General features: G+C 60.6%; 17 protein-coding genes and 1 pseudogene. 16 read left to right on the top strand and 2 right to left on the bottom strand.

The features are described from left to right. Nucleotides 1-77: 77 nt before the first annotated feature. Complete coding sequence (locus CAL20_RS24555; protein WP_094824257.1) at nucleotides 78-1,040, bottom strand: Bug family tripartite tricarboxylate transporter substrate binding protein; 963 nt, start codon at nucleotides 1,038-1,040, stop codon at nucleotides 78-80. 129 nt (nucleotides 1,041-1,169) lie between these two features. Between CAL20_RS24555 and CAL20_RS24550 the strand changes: the two genes are divergently transcribed. Next, nucleotides 1,170-2,129, top strand: a complete 960-nt coding sequence (locus CAL20_RS24550; RefSeq protein ID WP_256981755.1) for a LysR substrate-binding domain-containing protein — start codon at nucleotides 1,170-1,172, stop codon at nucleotides 2,127-2,129. 41 nt (nucleotides 2,130-2,170) lie between these two features. On the opposite strand, the gene CAL20_RS24545 is transcribed toward CAL20_RS24550, so the two are convergent. Next, nucleotides 2,171-3,937 carry a M61 family metallopeptidase gene (locus tag CAL20_RS24545; protein WP_094839310.1) on the bottom strand — a complete coding sequence of 589 codons (1,767 nt, stop codon included), beginning with the start codon at nucleotides 3,935-3,937 and terminating at the stop codon, nucleotides 2,171-2,173. Between the two features lie 37 nt (nucleotides 3,938-3,974). Between CAL20_RS24545 and CAL20_RS24540 the strand changes: the two genes are divergently transcribed. From CAL20_RS24540 to CAL20_RS25810, 15 genes and pseudogenes are all read left to right on the top strand, one after another. Next, on the top strand, nucleotides 3,975-4,751 hold the full coding sequence (locus CAL20_RS24540) for an enoyl-CoA hydratase (RefSeq protein ID WP_094824259.1): 777 nt from the start codon (nucleotides 3,975-3,977) through the stop codon (nucleotides 4,749-4,751). A gap of 148 nt (nucleotides 4,752-4,899) precedes the next feature. Continuing rightward, nucleotides 4,900-6,468 (top strand): DUF1254 domain-containing protein, encoded by a 1,569-nt coding sequence (locus CAL20_RS24535; protein WP_094824260.1) that lies wholly within the window; start codon nucleotides 4,900-4,902, stop codon nucleotides 6,466-6,468. A gap of 180 nt (nucleotides 6,469-6,648) precedes the next feature. Beyond that, complete coding sequence (locus CAL20_RS24530) at nucleotides 6,649-7,080, top strand: ATP synthase subunit I (RefSeq protein ID WP_094824261.1); 432 nt, start codon at nucleotides 6,649-6,651, stop codon at nucleotides 7,078-7,080. Between the two features lie 68 nt (nucleotides 7,081-7,148). Then, the gene (atpB, locus tag CAL20_RS24525; protein WP_094824262.1) at nucleotides 7,149-8,030 is read left to right on the top strand and encodes a F0F1 ATP synthase subunit A; all 882 of its coding nucleotides are present in this window, start codon (nucleotides 7,149-7,151) and stop codon (nucleotides 8,028-8,030) included. Nucleotides 8,031-8,146: 116 nt separating this feature from the next. Beyond that, the gene (gene atpE, locus CAL20_RS24520; RefSeq protein WP_003815363.1) at nucleotides 8,147-8,389 is read left to right on the top strand and encodes a F0F1 ATP synthase subunit C; all 243 of its coding nucleotides are present in this window, start codon (nucleotides 8,147-8,149) and stop codon (nucleotides 8,387-8,389) included. Between the two features lie 149 nt (nucleotides 8,390-8,538). After that, the gene (locus CAL20_RS24515; protein ID WP_094824263.1) at nucleotides 8,539-9,009 is read left to right on the top strand and encodes a F0F1 ATP synthase subunit B; all 471 of its coding nucleotides are present in this window, start codon (nucleotides 8,539-8,541) and stop codon (nucleotides 9,007-9,009) included. A 12-nt stretch (nucleotides 9,010-9,021) separates the two neighbouring features. Further along, nucleotides 9,022-9,561, top strand: coding sequence for a F0F1 ATP synthase subunit delta (locus tag CAL20_RS24510; protein WP_094824264.1), 540 nt, complete (start codon nucleotides 9,022-9,024; stop codon nucleotides 9,559-9,561). A 39-nt stretch (nucleotides 9,562-9,600) separates the two neighbouring features. Continuing rightward, complete coding sequence (gene atpA / locus CAL20_RS24505) at nucleotides 9,601-11,142, top strand: F0F1 ATP synthase subunit alpha (protein WP_094824265.1); 1,542 nt, start codon at nucleotides 9,601-9,603, stop codon at nucleotides 11,140-11,142. 100 nt (nucleotides 11,143-11,242) lie between these two features. Then, complete coding sequence (gene atpG, locus CAL20_RS24500) at nucleotides 11,243-12,148, top strand: F0F1 ATP synthase subunit gamma (RefSeq protein ID WP_094824266.1); 906 nt, start codon at nucleotides 11,243-11,245, stop codon at nucleotides 12,146-12,148. 43 nt (nucleotides 12,149-12,191) lie between these two features. Further along, on the top strand, nucleotides 12,192-13,592 hold the full coding sequence (gene atpD / locus CAL20_RS24495; protein ID WP_094824267.1) for a F0F1 ATP synthase subunit beta: 1,401 nt from the start codon (nucleotides 12,192-12,194) through the stop codon (nucleotides 13,590-13,592). Between the two features lie 9 nt (nucleotides 13,593-13,601). Then, nucleotides 13,602-14,027: a F0F1 ATP synthase subunit epsilon gene (locus CAL20_RS24490; protein ID WP_094824268.1), complete on the top strand. Its 426-nt coding sequence runs from the start codon at nucleotides 13,602-13,604 to the stop codon at nucleotides 14,025-14,027. 252 nt (nucleotides 14,028-14,279) lie between these two features. Further along, nucleotides 14,280-14,990, top strand: a complete 711-nt coding sequence (locus tag CAL20_RS24485; RefSeq protein WP_303396045.1) for a response regulator — start codon at nucleotides 14,280-14,282, stop codon at nucleotides 14,988-14,990. Next, entirely contained in the window at nucleotides 14,987-16,372 is a 1,386-nt protein-coding gene (locus CAL20_RS24480; protein ID WP_094824270.1) for an ATP-binding protein, read from the top strand. Before CAL20_RS24485 ends, CAL20_RS24480 begins: the two co-directional genes overlap by 4 nt. A gap of 163 nt (nucleotides 16,373-16,535) precedes the next feature. Beyond that, complete coding sequence (gene dld / locus CAL20_RS24475; protein ID WP_094839309.1) at nucleotides 16,536-18,308, top strand: D-lactate dehydrogenase; 1,773 nt, start codon at nucleotides 16,536-16,538, stop codon at nucleotides 18,306-18,308. Nucleotides 18,309-19,072: 764 nt separating this feature from the next. Continuing rightward, nucleotides 19,073-19,181: pseudogene (locus tag CAL20_RS25810) on the top strand (IS110 family transposase); the annotation flags it as partial.

Here is a 19,181-nt window from a genome sequence, read left to right as displayed (position 1 = left end):
GGCGCCCTGCCGCCCAGCAGGGCGGGACATAGAAGTCGTGATGTCAAAACAGTGGAAAGGGGCTGATCGCCAGCGTGTTATTCAGCGGTAATGCCAGCCTCTGCCACGGTACGTTTCCAATAAGCCAGTTCGGTATCGACCCGTTTTTGCAGTGTCGCTGGCCCTTCGAAACGGGCCTCGATACCGGCCGCTTGCGCGTTTTGCTGAGTAGATGCTTGTTTGAGTGCGGCCTCGACGCTGGCCGCCAGCTTGTCGATGACCGGCTGGGGTGTGCCGGCCGGCGCGAACAATGCGACCCACGACTCCAACTGATAGCCGGGCAAGCCGGCTTCGGCGGTTGTCGGTACGTCGGGCAACATGGGGTGGCGCTTGTCGCTGGTGACGGCCAGCGCTCGCAGTTTGCCGGTTTGCACATGGCCCATGACAGACGGGGGCGTCGTGATGAAAACCTGGACATTGCCCGCCAATACGTCCTTGATCGCGGCGCCAGAGCCGCGATAGGGAACGTGCGTCATGTTCGCCCCGGTCTGTTGCTTGAAGACCTCGGTTCCCAGGTGAGACACCGAGCCTACGCCCTGCGAGGCATAGTTGATTGCGCCTGGTGACTGTTTCACCTCATTGATAAAGTCTGTCAGCGTGGCGGCCTTGATTTTGGCAGGATTGACCGCGATCACGTTGCTCGAAATCGTAATGAGACCCACCGGCACAAAGTCTTTCGGCGCCCAAGGCAGATTGTTGCTCAGATTGGGGTTGCCCACGTGATAGGCGGAATACGAGACCAGCAGCGTATAGCCATCGGGCTGGGATCTGGCCACGGCTTGATAGGCGATATTGCCGCTGCCGCCGTCCTTGTTTTCCACGACCACGGGTTTACCCAACGCGGTGCCCAGAGGTTCGGCGACGATGCGTGCCGAGGTATCGACGAGCCCGCCGGGAGGGTTGGGAACGACCATTGTCACCGTGCGGGCAGGGAAATCGTCCGCCGCCTGGGCTGTGAGGGTCATCGCAACGAGGAGGGTGGCTGCAAATAGCTTTTGCATCGGCGTCTCGTAGTGTTTTTCTGCGTCTTACAGGGAGGGGTCGGGTCCATTTTGAACCTGTAGAACAATAGTTTCCAATATCGTTTTTGTCTTATTTGATATCTTTGGCAAATTATTCGACGTGATCACGTGGGACGTTCCGCGGCGATCTTGTTCGATATCACCTCTTTGACGGTTCATCTCATGGAACTACGCCAACTCCGTTACTTCGCCGTATTGGCAGAAGAGCTGAACTTCACCCGTGCCGCCGCGCGGTTGCATATTTCGCAGCCGCCGTTGAGCCTGCAGATTGCGCAGCTGGAACGAGAGCTGGATGTGCGTCTGTTTGATCGGAACAACCGGCGGGTGGCTTTGACCGAGGCGGGCGCGGCCTTCCTGAATGATGTGCGTCTCACGCTGGGCCGTCTTGCCGATGCGACGCTGCGGGCGCGCGATGTGGAGCAGGGGATGGCCGGCCGCATCGAGATCGGCCTGTCCGGTTCCCACTTCATGGGGCCGGTGCCGGCGTTGATTGCGCGTTACACGCAGAGGCATCCTCAGGTTTCGGTGTTGCTGAACGAGATGAATCCGGCCGCGCAGCTTGAGGCCTTGCGAGGGCATCGCATCGACGTCAGCATCTCTCGGACCAAAGTCGATGATGATGTGTTGCAGTCCATGCCCTTGTGGTCAGATCCGGTGATGGCGGCACTGCCACGCGGGCACGCCTTGTCAAACCGTAGGCGCCTGAAGCTTGCGGATCTGGCCGATGAGACGTTTGTGATGTTGCGCCAGGAGACCTCGGGGTTCGCGCGTGCGCTGGCGCAGGCTTGCGCACAGGCAGGGGTAGCGCTTCGGGTGGCCCAGACCGTTGCCGAGGTGCCGGCGCAATTGGCACTGGTTGAAGCGGGCCTGGGCGTGGCCCTGGTGCCGCGTTCGGCCTGCCAGCAATTTGGCGATCGTATTGCGGCGTGTGCCTTGCCCGCCAATGTGGTCAACGGCATGGTCTATGCCGTGACCCATAGGCAAGGCGGGCGGCGGGCGCTGGCGCCCTTTTTACGTGCCGCCGTAGAAATCGGGCAAGAGCAGCGCCCCGTGTCGAGCCCAGGTTAAGTCTCGCACGGCGCCTGTTTCCATTGCCCTCTGGCGAGGCTTTACGCCGCCGTCGTCAATACACAATCCAGCGGTTCGGGCGCGGCCAGCCTGACCTGGAATGCGCGCAATTCGTCGCGCCGGAACACGTGAACCGTCACGCGTTCTCCGGGCCGGTATTGGGCGAGCAACTGATCCAGCCCCGCAGGCGCGTCGACACGCAGGCCGTCAACAGCGACCAGCACATCGCCTGCGGACAAGCCGCCTTTATGGCCAGCCCCGCCCTCCAGCACCGTTGCCAGCGTCAACGTGTCGCCTTGCTTGCGCGTGCGCACGTCCAGCGATGGGATGTTGAGCGCGGCTTTCCAGTTCATGGCGATGCCGTGAGGTTCGAGCAGTTCGGCCAGCGGCACGTCGGCGGTGCCGTAGGCATAGCGCGTGATAAAGCGGCGGGTATCGACGCCCGTGGCTTCGCGGATCAGGGCAGGCAAGTCATCCTCGCCCAGACCTTGAGCCTGACCTTGATAAAAGGCCCGGCCATAACGTTGCCACAGTAGCCGCATGACATCGTCCAACGAGTGCGTCCCGGCGCTGTCGCGGCGGATGAGCAGATCCAGGCCCAGAGCAACCAATGAGCCCTTGGTGTAATAGCTGACCAGCGCGTTCGGCGAGTTCTCGTCCTGCTTGTAATAGCGGGTCCAGGCGTCGAACGAGCTCTCCGCCACGGATTGTTTGTGCCGTCCTGGCGAGCGCGCCACGCCGGTGATGGTCTTGCCCAGCAGACGCAGATAGTCGGGCAAGCCTATCGTTCCCGAGCGCAACAGCATCAGGTCGTCGTAATACGAGGTGAACCCTTCGAACACCCACAACAGCCTTGTCAGGTCCGGTTGCTGCAGACCGTAGGGCACAAAGGCGGCCGGTTTGATCCGTTTGACATTCCAGGTGTGGAAATACTCGTGGCTGACCAAGCCCAGAAACGTACGATAGCCTTCGCCTTGGCCCTGTTGGCCGATGACAGGCAGATCCTTGCGCGAGGCCATCAACGCCGTGCTGGCGCGATGCTCCAGGCCGCCGTAGCCATCGCCGACGACCATGGTCATGAACACATAGCGATCGCTGCTGTCCAGGAATGGCGCACGTTTGGTGCGAGGTTCGAAAAACGCGATCTGCGTTTCGCAGATGCGGCGGGCGTCTTCGGTGATGCGGGCCAGGTCCAGTTTCGGGATCACGCCCGTAAAGACCAATTCGTGCTCGGCGCCGTGGGCGGTAAAGCGGGCAACCTGGGGTGTGCCCATTTCCACCGGATGGTCAATCAGGGCATCGTAATCGGGCGCGCGGTACAGGCCGAATCCGTGCCGACGTGCCGCGCCGCGATAGCCTCGCGCCTCGGGCAGGCTGGTATAGACCTTCCAGCCGTCGATGCCGCGGGGCGGCGCCAGGTCCAGCAAGCACGGTTTGTGATCCTGGCCCTCTACGCGCAGGAAAACACTGGTCCCATTGAAAAAACCGTGGCTTTCATCCAGATGCGCGCCGCGCACGGATAAGTCCCAGGCATAGACAATGTAGTCCACTTGCAGCGGCCCCGTACACGGAGCGACTTGCCAAGTATGGTTGTCCGATTTGGTCACAGCGATCGGCCGGCCGCCGGCGCGGGCGCGCAGGGTTTCGATCTGGCGTGAAAAATCGCGGATCAGATAGCTGCCCGGGATCCAGGCCGGCAGGGCCAGGCGCTGGCCGGCCGGATCGGGCTCCGGTATCGTCAGGGTAATCCGATAGCGATGGCCGGCGGGATCGTGGGGCTCGAGGCGGTAAATTACGGGTGTGTCCATTGCATTATCTTACTTGCACTTATTCAGGAGACAGTTGATGAGCGAGTCGTTTGTGTTGGTAGAGACCCGTGGCCGGGTGGGTTTGTTGACGTTGAACCGCCCCAAGGCGCTCAACGCACTCAACGACCAATTGATGAATGAGCTGGGCGCCGCCCTGCTGGCGTTCGAGGCTGACGAGGGCATAGGCGCGATCGTCATCACCGGCAGCGAAAAGGCGTTTGCCGCCGGCGCGGATATCGGCGCCATGAAAGACTGGTCGTACATGGATGTCTACGGCAGCGAATACATTACCCGCAATTGGGAAACCCTCAAGCGTATCCGCAAACCCGTCATCGCCGCAGTCTCGGGCTACGCCCTGGGTGGCGGCTGCGAGCTGGCCATGATGTGCGACATCCTCATTGCCGCTGACACGGCCAAATTCGGCCAGCCGGAAATCAAGCTGGGTGTCATTCCCGGGGCCGGCGGGACGCAGCGCCTGCCGCGCGCCGTGGGCAAGGCCAAGGCCATGGATCTGGCGCTGACGGCCCGCATGATGGGCGCCGAGGAAGCCGAGCGCGCCGGGCTGGTGTCCCGCATTGTGCCGGCGGACAAACTGCTGGACGAGGCGATCGAGGCGGCGACGGTGATCGCCTCGATGTCGTTGCCCTCGGTCATGATGGCCAAGGAATGCGTCAACCGCGCGTTCGAATCCTCGCTGAACGAGGGCCTTTTGTTCGAGCGCCGCGTGTTCCATTCGCTGTTCGGCACCGAAGACCAAAAAGAAGGCATGGCTGCCTTCGTGGAAAAGCGTCCGCCCGTCTTCAAGCATCGCTGATGGCACCTCACGGGAGTTGCGGCCTGTAACCTTTGTGTTACCCCGGGCGATCCTATCCGGGCCTATTCTGTTAACGCGTGATGCCGAAGAGGCCATCCTGGAGACGGGATGGCCGGCTCGTTTTCCAATAACGAACAAGGAGCCCTCCATGCCTTACTGCCGTGCCTCCCGGTCTACTCGCCGGTCCAAAGCCATACTCACCGTTGCACTGAGCGCCGGTTTTGCATGCGCCGCATGGGCGCAGTCGCCGCAGCCTTCGATGCGGATGGTGTCTCAAACACCGGTTGTCAGTCCCGCCGTGTCGGCCCAAGAGCTGCATGAAATCGCCGTTGACGCCTATCTCTACGCCTATCCCATGGTGTTGATGGAGGCGACCCGACGTGCCTCGACGCAAGTGCAGAATCCGCTGGCGGGCAGGGCGCCGATGAACCGGTTTGGCCATCGAACCGCTTTCCCGGAGCCCGGCGCCACCGATGTCGGTTGGCCGAGCGCCGATATGTTGTATTCCAACCTGTGGTACGACGTCACCTATCAGCCTCTGCTCATTCGAGTGCCCGCCTCGGGTGGCCGCTACTACGCGCTATCCCTGCTGGACATGTGGTCGGATGAATATGCGTCCCGGGGCACCCGCGTGACCGGCAATGGCGAGCAGGCCTTCATGATCGTGGGTCCGAACTGGCAGGGGCACGTGCCATTTGGCACCGATGTCGTGCGCAGCCCTACCGGCACTGGCTGGCTGATTGCGCGCATCCAGACCGGTGGTCCGGCTGAGTACGGGGCAGTGAATCAGTTTCAGGCGAGCATGACAGCGACGCCTGTGGCGACTGCGGCGCCCACGCCGAACCTGGTGACGCCGTACAGGCGCGGCGCTGCCAAGCCGGCGACCTGGCCGCAGCAGCAAATCCCTGGTACGGGCCACACCTTGACGGGTTCCGCGTCGCCCTCCATGACATCCACGTCCTATGTGACATGGGAGCCCCAGGGGTCTGCCGGGCAGCAAGTCGCGTCGATGTCTCCCGCCACGTTCTTCACCCTGTTTTCCGAGTTGTTGCGCACGAACCCGCCGCACGATAACGACAACGCCATTCTGACCCGCATGCAACGCATCGGCCTGGTGGGGCCGCAGCCCTTTTCTTACGACCGGCTCGATCCCGCCGTGAAGCAGGCGCTGGAGGAGGCCCGCACCGTAGCAGGCCGCCGTATCGCCGATACGGTGACCCGATTGGGCACGCCCCTGAATGGCTGGAATACCGTGTTGTCGGGTATCGGCACGTATGGCACCGACTATGTCCGCCGCGCGGCCATTGCCTATGCCGGGTTGGGCGCAACTACGCCGAACGAGGCGCTGTATCCGGTCACAGCCGTCGACGACGACGGCAGGCGGCTGCGCAGCGACGATGATTACATTCTCCACTTTGACAAGGGACAATTGCCGCCGGTCAATGCTTCGTGGTCGCTGACCTTATATAACGAGAGTAATAATCTGGCACCCAATCGCGCGGGCCGATATACGGTACGCAGTACGGATCCGTTGAAATACAACGCGGATGGGTCCCTGGATATCTACATTTCGCCAGATGACCCGGGGCGGGGCAAGACGGCGAACTGGCTGCCGACGCCGGCGCAGGGGCATTTCAGCCTCAGTATGCGTCTGTATTGGCCTGAAGCTCTGGCCTTGGATGGCCACTGGGCGCCTCCGCCTGTAGAGCGCGATTGAGCGTTCTGGACGCAGCGGTGTTGTATCGTTGCGTCCGACACAAAATCCCTGGCCGCCGGCGATCTTTTGATTTGCCCGACTAGGGAAAAACCCGCTATACTTTACGGGTTTGACGCTTGCGGGATAACACGTGTGGTGAACCACCGCGCACGTCTTTAAGCGCAAGAGCGGGGAATCCTGATGCAACAAAGCCTGGTAGAACAAAATCCGGTGCTTACTGATGCCGATCGCGCGGCACTTGATGCTCAGGCTTGCCGAGGGCTCTTGAGAGTATTGGCGGCGCAGGGAGCCATGGGGCTCGCAGCAGCGGCAATTGCGGGGATCATTGCGGGGACGGCGGCTGGTTGGTCAGCGCTGGCGGGAGCAGGGGCGTATTTTGTACCCAACGCATTGTTTGCGTTGCGGTTACTCGTGAACGTGCTCAAATCGGGCCGGGCTAGTCCTGTTACCTTTTTCCTCGGTGAGATGCTCAAGCTGCTCATGACGGCATTGCTGTTGTGGCTGCTGGCTCGAGTTGCGCACGACTGGCTGGTCTGGCCGGCGGTGCTGCTGGGTCTGGCTTTCACGCTCAAGGGCTATCTTCTGCTGTTGATGTTCCGCAAGTTGTCGTAGTTGCTTAGAAATCATGCAAACGGTTGGTTCGCGAGAGCCGGCCACACAGCAAACAGGGTAGGGTTCAAATGGCAGCCGCCAGCGACGTATCGCCTCAGTCCGCGTATATACAGCACCATCTGGTGCATCTGAACAATATTGGCGAAAAACAATCCGTTATCGCCCAGTTCGACGTCATCAACTACGACTCGATATTCTGGTCTGTGCTGATGGGGCTGTGTGCCGTTCTATTCCTCTGGATGGCTGCCCGCCGTGCGACCTCTGGCGTGCCAGGCCGCTTCCAGGCTTTTGTCGAAATGATCGTCGACATGGTTGACGAACAGGCCAAGGGCATCGTCCATAACGCCAAGAGCCGTTTGTTCATCGCCCCGTTGGCGCTGACCGTCTTCATCTGGATCGTCCTGATGAACGCGCTCGATTTGATCCCGGTTGACCTGCTGCCCTCCATCATGCGCTGGACGGGTCTGGGCGCGCATCACGGCGATCCCATTTACTACCACCGTATTCTCCCGACCGCCGACTTGAACGTGCCTATGGGCATGGCGCTGGGCGTGCTGCTGCTGATGTTCTACTACGGCATCAAGATCAAGCACCCGGGCGGTTTCGTCAAAGAACTCTTCACCGCGCCGTTCCATGCTCATGGCATCGGTGCGCTGCTGCTGGCGCCTGCCAACCTCCTGCTCAACCTGATCGAATACGCCGCGAAATCGGTGTCGTTGGGGATGCGGTTGTTCGGCAACATGTTCGCCGGCGAACTCGTGTTCATGCTCATCGCTCTCTTGGGCGGTGCCTGGACGGGCCTGAACGCTGCCAGCGTTGGTTTCGGTATTGGCCATGTGCTGGCCGGTTCGGTGTGGGCCATCTTCCACATCATGATCGTGCTGTTGCAGGCTTTTATCTTCATGATGCTGACGCTGGTTTACCTCGGCCAGGCTCACGAAGGGCATTGACCCCTTTTTCCCGGCACGGGCAACCTTGTCCGTGCCGGGGCGCAAGGTTTTCTTGCATTCCAAGCAGTATCCGTTTTCTTACAATTTGACTTCAGATTTCTAACCAAGGAGTTGTCATGACCAACGTCGCTTTCGTTGCTCTCGCTTGCGGTCTTATCATCGGTTTGGGTGCTATCGGCGCTTGCATCGGCATCGCATTGATGGGCGGCAAATACCTGGAAGCTTCGGCTCGTCAGCCTGAACTGATGAACGCCCTGCAAACCAAGATGTTCCTGTTGGCAGGCCTGATCGACGCGGCGTTCCTGATCGGTGTGGGTATCGCCATGCTGTTCGCTTTCGCCAACCCGTTCGTAGGCTAAGCCCAACGGCTCATGGCAACGCCCGTCGCTGCGGTGACGGGCATGACGCCGGCGGTGCGCGGAATCCTCCGCTGCAGGTCGGCAAAGTATCGAGTGCTCCGCGACGCCACTAGTGCGCCCGGGGCCGTAAGGTGTTAAAGGGAACGACCGTGAATCTGAACGCGACGATCTTTTTCCAGATGCTCGTGTTCTTCGTTCTGGGTTGGTTCACGATGAAATTCGTGTGGCCCCCCCTGACGAAGGCGATGGACGAGCGCCGCCAAAAAATCGCCGACGGCTTGGCCGCCGCCGAGAAGGGCAAGGCCGATCTGGCCCAAGCCCAAGCGCGCGTCAGTCTGATCGAGGCCTCTGCCAAATCCGAAAACCATGCCCGCATCATCGAGGCTGAAAAGCAGGCTGCTGCGCTGATCGAACAGGCTCGCCGCGAAGCCGAGGCTGAGCGCGCCCGCATTATCGCCCAAGCGGCGCAGGATGCCGCGCAGGAAGTCCAGCGTGCTCGTGATGCATTGCGCGACGATGTTGCCGCGCTGGCTGTCAAAGGTGCTGAACAGATCCTCAAGCGCGAGGTTGATGCCCGCGCTCACGCCGAGCTGCTGACCCAGCTCAAGGCGCAGCTTTAATCCGGGAACGCCATGGCTGAACTTTCCACTGTCGCCAGGCCGTACGCCGAAGCGCTATTCAGCGCAGCACGCGACGACAAGGCTGGCTTGCCGGCCTGGGCCGATCTGATCGGCGAACTGGCCCAAGTGGCCGAGAACGCCGACGTGCGCGAAGCAATGTCCGATCCTCGATTGGAAGACGCGCAGCGCGTCGAGCTGTTTACCGGCTTGATCAAAACCCAGCTGCCTCAGGCGGTTCGCAATTTTGTCGAACTGCTGGTAGCGAACGATCGTCTGCTGTTGCTGCCCATCATCGCCAAGCAATTCGTCGCGTTGAAAAATCGCCACGAAGGCACGGCGCAGGCGGAAATCACCAGCGCGTTCGAACTCAGCGATGCCCAGGTCAAAGAACTGGTCGATGCGCTCGAAACCAAATTCGGTCTCAAGCTCAGTCCCAGCGTCACCGTCGACAAGTCGCTCATCGGCGGCGTGCGGGTGGCAGTCGGCGACCAGGTGCTCGATACTTCCGTACAAGCCCAATTGGCCCGCTTGCGGGATACGCTGGCCGCTTGACGCGCGCACGGCCAGATAAACAGGATTCCAGGAGTCAATATGCAACTCAATCCCTCCGAGATCAGCGAACTGCTCAAGAGCCGCATCGAGGGCCTGGGCGCTTCGGCTGACATTCGCACCCAGGGCACCGTCGTGTCCGTGACCGACGGTATTACCCGCATTCATGGTCTGTCCGACGTGATGCAGGGCGAAATGCTCGAGTTCCCCAACAACGTCTTCGGCGTGGCGCTCAACCTCGAGCGCGACTCCGTCGGCGCCGTGATTCTGGGCGACTACACCGGTGTGTCCGAAGGCGACCAGGTCAAGACGACCGGCCGCATTCTCGAAGTCCCCGTGGGCCCCGAGCTGAAAGGCCGTGTGGTCAACACGCTGGGCGTCGCGATCGACGGCAAAGGCCCGGTCAACACCAAAGAAACCGACATCATCGAAAAAGTGGCTCCCGGCGTGATCGCCCGCCGCTCGGTGTCGCAACCGCTGCAAACCGGTATCAAGGCTATCGACTCGATGGTTCCTATCGGCCGCGGCCAGCGCGAACTGATCATCGGTGACCGTCAAACCGGCAAGACCGCTGTTGCCGTCGATACCATCATCAGCCAAAAGGGCAAGGGCGTCACCTGCGTGTACGTCGCCATTGGCCAAAAGGCATCGACCATCAACAACGTGGTGCGCAAGCTCGAAGAGCACGGCGCCATGGAATACACCATCGTCGTGGCCGCTTCGGCCTCCGACTCGGCTGCCATGCAGTACCTGGCTGCCTACGCCGGCTGCACGATGGGCGAATACTTCCGTGATCGCGGCGAAGACGCCCTGATCATTTATGACGACCTGACCAAGCAAGCCTGGGCCTACCGCCAAGTCTCGCTGCTGCTGCGTCGTCCTCCCGGCCGTGAAGCCTACCCGGGTGACGTGTTTTACCTGCACTCGCGTCTGCTCGAGCGTGCTGCTCGCGTCAACGAAGAGTACGTCGAGAAATTCACCAACGGCGCCGTCAAGGGCAAGACCGGCTCGCTCACCGCGCTGCCGATCATCGAAACCCAGGCAGGCGACGTGTCGGCTTTCGTGCCGACCAACGTGATCTCGATTACCGACGGTCAGATCTTCCTGGAAACCGACCTGTTCAACGCTGGTGTCCGCCCCGCTATCAACGCCGGTATCTCGGTGTCGCGTGTGGGTGGTGCTGCTCAGACCAAGGTCGTCAAGAAACTGTCCGGCGGTATCCGTACCGACTTGGCACAGTATCGTGAACTGGCCGCCTTCGCGCAGTTCGCTTCCGACCTGGACGACGCGACCCGCCGTCAGCTCGAACGCGGCAAGCGCGTGGTCGAACTGCTCAAGCAGCCGCAATACCAGCCGCTGCAAGTGTGGGAATTGGCCGTGACGCTGTACACCGTCAACAACGGTTACCTGGATGACGTCGACGTGGCACAGGTTCTGCCCTTCGAAAAAGCGCTCAAGGATCAACTCAAGGCCAAGCATGCCGGCCTGATTCAGCGTGTCGAAGACACCAAGGAACTGTCCAAGGACGACGAAGCCGAATTGGCTGCCGCCATCCAGGATTTCAAGAAGCACGGTGCTTTTTAAGGCAATGTCTGGCGTAGCGGCGGGGCTCGTCCCCGCCCTACGGTAGGGCGGGGACGAGCCCCGGCCGCATCCCGCCAAGCCGTTACAACAGGAAAGCGCAATGCCCGGAATCAAGGAAATCCGAACCAAGATCAAGAGCGTGCAAAACACGCGCAAGATCACCAAGGCCATGGAAATGGTCGCTGCATCCAAAATGCGCAAGGCGCAGGAACGGATGCGCGCGGGCCGTCCGTACGCCAACAAAGTGCGTGAAATTGCTGCGCACTTGATGCAGGCCAACCCCGAATACAGCCATCCGTACCTGATCGAACGTGAAGTCAAAGCGGTCGGCGTGGTGCTGGTCACCACCGATAAGGGGCTGTGCGGCGGTTTGAACACCAACATCAGCCGCGTCACGCTGGCCAAGCTGAAAGAATTCGAACAGCGCGGCATTGCCGTGCAGACGACGGCTTTCGGCAACAAGGGCCTGGGTCTGTTGACTCGTATCGGCGCCAAACTGGTCTCGAACGAAGTCCAACTGGGTGACAAGCCCGATCTCGACCGTCTGCTGGGTGCGATCAAGATCCAGCTCGATGCTTACCTGAACGGCGAGATCGACGCGTTGTATGTGGCGGCTACCCGCTTCGTGAACACCATGAAGCAAGAGCCGGTGTTCCTGCGTCTGCTGCCTCTGGCCAGTGGCTTGGAAGACCCATTCCAGACGGGCGCCGAGACTTTGGAGGCCATCTCCGAAGTCAAATCGAACTACAGCTGGGACTACATCTACGAACCCGATGCCAAGGGCGTGATCGACGATCTGTTGCAGCGTTACGTCGAAGGCCTGCTGTACCAAGCCGTGGCGGAGAACATGGCTTCGGAGCAGTCGGCCCGGATGGTTGCCATGAAGGCCGCATCGGACAACGCTAAGAAGGTTATCGGCGATCTGCAACTGGTCTACAACAAGACCCGTCAGGCGGCGATCACCAAGGAAATTTCGGAAATCGTAGGGGGCGCGGCCGCTGTGTAAGCAGGCTGCATCCCGTCAAAAAGCTATCAAGCAAGGAATCGACATGAGCAACGGAACCATCGTTCAGTGCATCGGCGCCGTGGTGGATATTCAGTTCCCCCGCGATCACATGCCCAAGATTTACGAAGCCCTCACGCTGACCGACGACTCGTCGCCGTTCGCTGAAAAGGGTCTCACCCTCGAAGTCCAGCAACAGCTGGGTGACGGCGTGGTACGCACCATCGCCCTGGGCTCCAGCGACGGCCTGCGCCGTGGCATGACCGTCGTGGGCACCGGCGCACCGATCTCGGTGCCCGTGGGTCACGGCACGCTGGGCCGCATCATGGATGTGCTGGGCCGTCCCATCGACGAAGCCGGCCCCATCGCTTCGGAAGAAAAGCGCGCCATTCACCAGGCTGCGCCGCGTTTCGACGAACTGTCGCCTTCGGTCGAACTGCTCGAAACCGGCATCAAGGTTATTGACTTGGTCTGCCCGTTCGCCAAGGGCGGTAAGGTCGGTCTGTTCGGCGGCGCCGGTGTGGGCAAGACCGTCAACATGATGGAACTGATCAACAACATCGCCAAGCAGCACAGCGGTTTGTCGGTGTTTGCCGGCGTGGGCGAGCGTACCCGCGAAGGCAACGACTTCTACCACGAAATGGAAGAGTCCAACGTGCTGGACAAGGTCGCCATGGTGTTCGGTCAGATGAACGAACCTCCGGGCAACCGTCTGCGCGTGGCGCTGACCGGCCTGACGATGGCCGAGAAGTTCCGTGACGAAGGCCGTGACATCCTGTTCTTCGTGGACAACATCTACCGTTACACCCTGGCCGGTACCGAGGTTTCGGCACTGCTGGGCCGTATGCCTTCCGCCGTGGGTTACCAACCGACGCTGGCCGAGGAAATGGGCGTGCTGCAAGAGCGCATCACCTCGACCAAGACTGGCTCGATCACCTCGATCCAGGCCGTGTACGTGCCTGCAGATGACTTGACCGACCCGTCGCCTGCTACGACCTTCCAGCATTTGGACTCGACCGTCGTGCTGTCGCGTGACATCGCCGCACTGGGTATCTACCCCGCCGTGGACCCGCTGGATTCTTCCAGCCGTCAGCTCGACCCGCAAGTCGTGGGCGAAGAGCACTACGCCGTGGCTCGTGGCGTGCAGCAAACCCTGCAGCGCTACAAAGAACTGCGTGACATCATCGCGATTCTGGGCATGGACGAACTGTCGCCCGAAGACAAACAGGCCGTGGCCCGTGCGCGTAAGATCCAGCGTTTCCTGTCGCAGCCGTTCCACGTGGCCGAAGTCTTCACCGGCTCGCCCGGTAAATACGTGCCGCTGGCCGAAACCATCCGTGGTTTCAAGATGATCGTCAACGGCGAATGCGATTCGCTGCCCGAGCAGGCCTTCTACATGGTCGGCACGATCGACGAAGCCTTCGAGAAGGCCAAGAAACTGCAATAAGGATCTGATATGGCTACCCTGCATGTGGATGTCGTCAGCGCAGAAGAAGCGATCTTTGCCGGCGAGGCAAAGTTCGTGGCCCTGCCTGGCGAGGCGGGTGAGCTGGGCATCTTGCCCGGCCACACCCCGCTGATTTCGCGCATACGCCCTGGCACGGTCAAGATTGTCCGTCCCGATGGCGCCGAGGAAAACATCTTCGTCGCCGGGGGCATCTTGGAAGTGCAGCCGGGTTCGGTGACCGTGTTGGCCGATACGGCCATCCGCGCCGCCGATCTGGACGAAGCCCGTGCCGTCGAGGCACGTGCCAAGGCCGAAGAAGCCCTGCGCAACGCCAAGGACAAGGCCGATATCGCCGTTGTCGAAGCCGAGCTGGCCATGTTGGCCGCCCAGGCTGTGGCAGCACGCAAATTGCGCCAGACCCGCAGTACGCACTGAGGGAACGGCCCTGGCGCGACCATACGCCAGCGGCAATCTCTCCGAGCAAACAAAAAGGCAGCTACGGCTGCCTTTTTGTTTGAGACGACAACTGCGATACTCTCGAAGTGTGTCGTTCTTTGTCAAAGCAGCTCGGGGCTATGTCGTAACATATCAGCCGCATAGAGAGCCTGATATACCTCGACAAAAAAAATCGCGTGCAAACCAAGTGAATAAAATGGATGCTCTCGATCCATGAACGAGGAATATTGCGTGCACCGCTTACTCATCGTCGATGACGATGTGGACATCCGGACCCTGCTGGCCGAACAACTAGGCCGCGCAGGCTATCGGGTGGTTACCGCCAGTCAGGGCACTGAAATGCGCTCTGTCCTGGACCGTGAACACATCGATCTGATTGTGTTGGACCTGAACTTGCCCGGCGAGGACGGCTTGACGCTCTGCCGGGACCTGCGGGCCAAATCCAGAACGCCCGTCATCATGCTGACAGCGCGGGGCGAGGCCATCGACCGGGTGCTGGGCCTGGAGATGGGTGCCGACGATTATCTGGCCAAACCTTTCGAGCCGCGTGAATTGCTGGCGCGCATCCGTAATGTGTTGCGCCGCACCGAGGCGCTGCCCGTCAATCTCGAACCGCTCGCGATCCGCCGAGCTCATTTTCTGGGCTGGATGTTCGATCTGGAGCGTCGCCATCTGGTGGATCCGGGCGGACGCGTCATCATGTTGTCCGGGGCGGAATTCCGTTTGCTACGCGTATTTGTGGGGCATGCCAACAAGATCCTGTCGCGCGAGCAACTGGCCTCGTTGACCTCGCGCCGCGAATATGAGGGTCAAGAGCGCGCCATCGATCTGCAGGTCAGCCGCTTGCGCCATAAATTCGGCACAGCGGGAGGCAGTATCGGCCCGATCAAAACTGTGCGCAACGAAGGTTACGTCCTGGCCGCAGCGGTCACCTTGGAATGAAGCGCCTACGCCGGTTCTTCGGCACGATGGCCGGCCGGCTGTTTCTGATCTTGCTGTTGGGGATGTCGGCCGCAGCATTGCTGGCGACCGTCCTGGCCGAAGCTCGCCGCCAACAAGACGAAGCGCACCAGAACATGGTGCGTGCAGCCGATCGTTTGCATGGTTACGTCAACATGCTGGACAACAGTCCGGCGGAACTGCGGCAGCGGTTGATCGAGTTGGGCGGACCCGGTATCCATCGGGCGCCTTCCGATGTCCGGGCCGAGGAATCGGACACGACGTTCGCCCACGTATTGGCGTCGCAGTACTCGCGTTTTGCCCGGGCCCGTGTGCAGACGGCCGACGAGGCGGCATGCCGGCCCAGGCTGCGTGAGTTCTTGCCTCAGTCCGAGGGCGATGACAATTTCGATCCTGACATGCCAGAGCCGACGTGCCGCATTGTTCACATCCAACTGCAGGACGGCACGCCCCTAGTTCTGGCCATGGGCGGCCCGCCCATCATGCATGTCAAGGCGCTAGCGGCAGACCCCGTTTATATTTCGTTGCTCACCTTATGTATCGGATTGCTGGCATTTACCGTGGCGCGTCTGGCCAGCCGGCCTCTGCGTCAGCTCGCGGATGCGGCCGATGAACTGGGGCAGAATCTGGAGCGGCCACCGTTGGTATTACGCGGTCCGCTGGAAGTCCGCCGTGCAGCCGATGCGTTCAACGCCATGCAGCGCCGTGTGCAACGGCACCTGGAAGAACGCACGCATATGTTGGCCGCTATCACGCACGATCTGCAAACGCCCATGACACGTTTGCGCCTGCGTTTCGAGGACGTAACCGACGAGGCGCTGCGCGAGCGCCTGATTGCCGATTTGGGGGCGATGCGGGCGCTGGTCCGAGAGGGCCTGGATCTTGCTCGCAGCGCCACCACGTCAGAAGCGCCCGTGGCGCTGGATCTGGACTCATTACTGGAAAGCATCATTGAGGATGCGGCAGAGACCGGCCACGACGCGGTTTTTGAGCAGGGCTGCGGCGCAGTGTTGATGCTGCGGCCTTTGGCCATGCAGCGGCTTTTTTCGAATCTTGTGGACAATGCCTTGAAGTATGGGCATCAGGTTCGAGTCGCTGCCCACGCGAACGAGCATGGGGTGGCTGTCGAGGTGTGCGATGCTGGACCGGGCATGCCTGCGGATATGTTCGAGGCCGTATTCCAGCCCTTTGTCAGGCTGGAGACCTCGCGTTCTCGCGAGACGGGGGGCGTAGGTCTAGGGCTGACCATCGCGCGCACGCTGGCTGCCAACGATGGCGCCACCGTAACGTTGAGCAACCGGGCAGAAGGAGGATTGCAGGCGACGGTACATTGGTCTCGTCCGCGTTATGCGGATAAGTCCTAATCGTAGCCCCTCAAAGCCCCTCAATTTCCCGGATAGGCGGTACGTTGGCGCCGCCCCTATCATTTGGTGTCAAATAGATGGCGTTCTCGCGTGAGCGATTCAACGCCAAACTGGCTCGGTCCAGTCAATAAAAAGAACGACATGCCAAATGTAGAGAGGATTCATGTCTGATGTCATCTTGCCGGCGGTCACCGCGGCGCGAACGCCTGAGGCGCGCCAACGATTGCTGTCGTCCCTATCGACTATTGTGGGCGCCTCGCAGGTGCTTACTGATGATCGGGCGATGCGCCGCTATTGCACCGGATTTCGTTTCGGCCGCGGCAAGGCCCTTGCGGTCGTGCGCCCAGGCTCGCTGGTCGAACAATGGAAAGTCCTGCAGCAATGCGTCGCGGCAGGTGTGGCCATCATCGCCCAGGCCTCGAATACCGGCCTGACGGGCGGCTCTACGCCGCATGGCGAGGACTACGATCGCGATATCGTCATCATCAGCACCAGCCGCATCAAGAAAGTGCACGTGATCGAGGACGGCCGTCAGGTGGTGTGTCTGCCGGGCTCGACGCTCGATCAATTAGAGCGCTTGCTCAAGCCGTTGGGGCGTGAGCCGCACTCGGTCATCGGTTCCTCGTGCATCGGCGCTTCGGTCATTGGCGGCGTGTGCAACAACTCGGGTGGTTCCCTCGTCAATCGCGGGCCGGCCTATACTGAGATGGCGCTGTACGGGGCTGTCGACGCAGACGGAAAACTGCATCTAGTCAATCATCTGGGTATCGAGCTTGGGGCCGATCCGGAAGCGATCCTGGCCAAGCTGGAGAATCGCGGGTTTTCGGATCAGGACGTGATACGTGACGCTGGCGCTGCCTCGGATCATGGCTACGCCAAGCATGTCCGCGACATCGATGCGCCCACACCTGCTCGCTACAACGCCGACCCGCTGCGTTTGCGCGAGGCCTCGGGCTCTGCGGGCAAGGTCATGGTCTTCGCCGTCAGGCTCGATACCTTTCCCGCGGCGCGTGGCGCCAAGGTGTTCTACATCGGTACGAACGACACCAATGTATTGACCGACATCCGCCGTCATGCGTTGGGTACATTCGAGCATCTGCCTATTGCTGGCGAATACGTGCACCGCGATGCTTTTGATGTGGCCGCGCGTTATGGCAAAGACCTCTTTTGGATCATCGAGCATTTCGGCACGGATCGATTGCCGGCATTCTTCAATCTGAAGAATCGGTGTGATGCGTTCTTTGAGCGGCTTGGCATTTTTCCTGCCAATCTCAGCGACCGTCTGATGCAATTTTTCAGCCGATTGCTACCCAATCATCTACCGGATCGTCTGCTGGCTTATCGCAATGAGTATGAGCATCACTTGATGCTCAAGATCCCGGCCGAAGGTGTTGCCGAGGCACAGGCTTTTTTATCCCAGTATTTTGCGCAAGGTAGAGGCGGCTATTTCGAGTGCACCGAGGAGGAAGGCAGAAAGGCTTTCCTGCATCGCTTTGCTGCCGCCAGTGCGGCGGTCCGCTATCGGGCCGTGCATGGTTCGACGGTAGAAGACATTGTCGCGTTGGACATTGCATTGCGACGGGACGACCGCGATTGGTTCGAGCGTCTACCGGCCAAGTTCGATGACGCGATCGAGATGAAGCTGTACTACGGTCATTTCCTGTGCCATGTCTTTCATCAGGACTACATCATCCGCAAAGGGCACGATTGCATGGCGATCGAGCACCAGATGCTGGAGCTGCTGGATGCCAGAGGCGCCGAATATCCCGCCGAGCACAATGTAGGCCATCTGTATCAGGCCAAGCCGCAGTTGCAGGCTTTTTATAAGAAGCTGGATCCTTGCAACTGCTTTAATCCCGGTATTGGATTTCTGTCCAAGTATGTGAATTATCGGGAGCCGGAGGCGTCTGGAGGTTTTCATGAGGAGCGGTTGTAAGTGAGGTTGGAGTGCTTATTGGACGTCGAGCCGAGGCAATCGGGCCGTGCGGGCTTCACAAAGCCGGTCCGGCGCGCGGGCGCCGGACATCGTGTTCGCTCGTCTCGTCCGGCCCGTTCGGGCCTACCTTCGACGTCCGCTCCACTCGGCTTTGAGGCGCCCGCACGGCCCGATTGCCTCGGCTCGACTCGCAGTAATTCAAGCTCATCACATCGCTGGCACGGCTGTCTTGCTTGGCGTTTTTTTGTAGCCCTGTTGGCAAAGAGAAAGATCTTACGGTGCTGCTATTCGCGCGTGCCCTGCACACGCGCGAATAGCGATCGGTCCGGGCATGCGGCGGGGTGGCGTGGTGCCAGTTTGGAAGATCTGCTTGGCTAGAGTTGATGCATGCGGCGATGATGCGTAGCGCATCTCTGGGTATAACGAAATCGTAGCTCGAGAGATCTTCTGTTCATCCCCGATGCCAAAGCCTTCGCATGCCAATCACGAACGCTATTCATGGCCGCGCCCGTAGGCGGCCATGAATAGCAGCCCTGCAAGATCTTCCTCCTTGCAAACGCCCGTGCTACGAAGCCTACGAAGACCAGTCGTGCCAGCGGCGAGGGAATCAGAGATTCTGCGAGTCGAGGCGGGGCAGTGACCGTGTTGGCGCGCCTCGTGGCCGAGCGAGTGGATGTCAATGGGATGGACGCCCCTACCTGAAACGGCATCAATGTGCCAAAGTGGGAGTGCGTACAACCACTTGAACGGAAGGAGCGTCCGCTATGGAGATTACGACAGTTGCGATCGATTTGGCAAAGAGTGTCTTTCAGATCCACGGTGCCGACAAACGCGGTAAGCCATTGGTGCGTAAGCAGCTCAAGCGCGATCAAA

It is taken from the genome of Bordetella genomosp. 4 (assembly GCF_002261185.1).
In the GTDB taxonomy this organism is placed as follows: domain Bacteria; phylum Pseudomonadota; class Gammaproteobacteria; order Burkholderiales; family Burkholderiaceae_B; genus Bordetella_A.
The sequence above is the reverse complement of the archived record's forward strand: the minus strand, read 5'-3'. Positions and strand labels throughout refer to the sequence as shown.

Excerpts from the sequence above, each read along its gene's own strand:
- CAL20_RS24555 (WP_094824257.1), bottom strand. The coding sequence starts at position 1,040 with ATGCAAAAGCTATTTGCAGCCACCCTCCTCGTTGCGATGACCCTCACA.
- CAL20_RS24545 (WP_094839310.1), bottom strand. The coding sequence starts at position 3,937 with ATGGACACACCCGTAATTTACCGCCTCGAGCCCCACGATCCCGCCGGC.
- CAL20_RS24540 (WP_094824259.1), top strand. The coding sequence starts at position 3,975 with ATGAGCGAGTCGTTTGTGTTGGTAGAGACCCGTGGCCGGGTGGGTTTG.
- CAL20_RS24535 (WP_094824260.1), top strand. The coding sequence starts at position 4,900 with ATGCCTTACTGCCGTGCCTCCCGGTCTACTCGCCGGTCCAAAGCCATA.
- CAL20_RS24530 (WP_094824261.1), top strand. The coding sequence starts at position 6,649 with ATGCAACAAAGCCTGGTAGAACAAAATCCGGTGCTTACTGATGCCGAT.
- atpB (WP_094824262.1), top strand. The coding sequence starts at position 7,149 with ATGGCAGCCGCCAGCGACGTATCGCCTCAGTCCGCGTATATACAGCAC.
- atpE (WP_003815363.1), top strand. The coding sequence starts at position 8,147 with ATGACCAACGTCGCTTTCGTTGCTCTCGCTTGCGGTCTTATCATCGGT.
- CAL20_RS24510 (WP_094824264.1), top strand. The coding sequence starts at position 9,022 with ATGGCTGAACTTTCCACTGTCGCCAGGCCGTACGCCGAAGCGCTATTC.
- atpA (WP_094824265.1), top strand. The coding sequence starts at position 9,601 with ATGCAACTCAATCCCTCCGAGATCAGCGAACTGCTCAAGAGCCGCATC.
- atpG (WP_094824266.1), top strand. The coding sequence starts at position 11,243 with ATGCCCGGAATCAAGGAAATCCGAACCAAGATCAAGAGCGTGCAAAAC.
- atpD (WP_094824267.1), top strand. The coding sequence starts at position 12,192 with ATGAGCAACGGAACCATCGTTCAGTGCATCGGCGCCGTGGTGGATATT.
- CAL20_RS24490 (WP_094824268.1), top strand. The coding sequence starts at position 13,602 with ATGGCTACCCTGCATGTGGATGTCGTCAGCGCAGAAGAAGCGATCTTT.
- CAL20_RS24480 (WP_094824270.1), top strand. The coding sequence starts at position 14,987 with ATGAAGCGCCTACGCCGGTTCTTCGGCACGATGGCCGGCCGGCTGTTT.
- dld (WP_094839309.1), top strand. The coding sequence starts at position 16,536 with ATGTCTGATGTCATCTTGCCGGCGGTCACCGCGGCGCGAACGCCTGAG.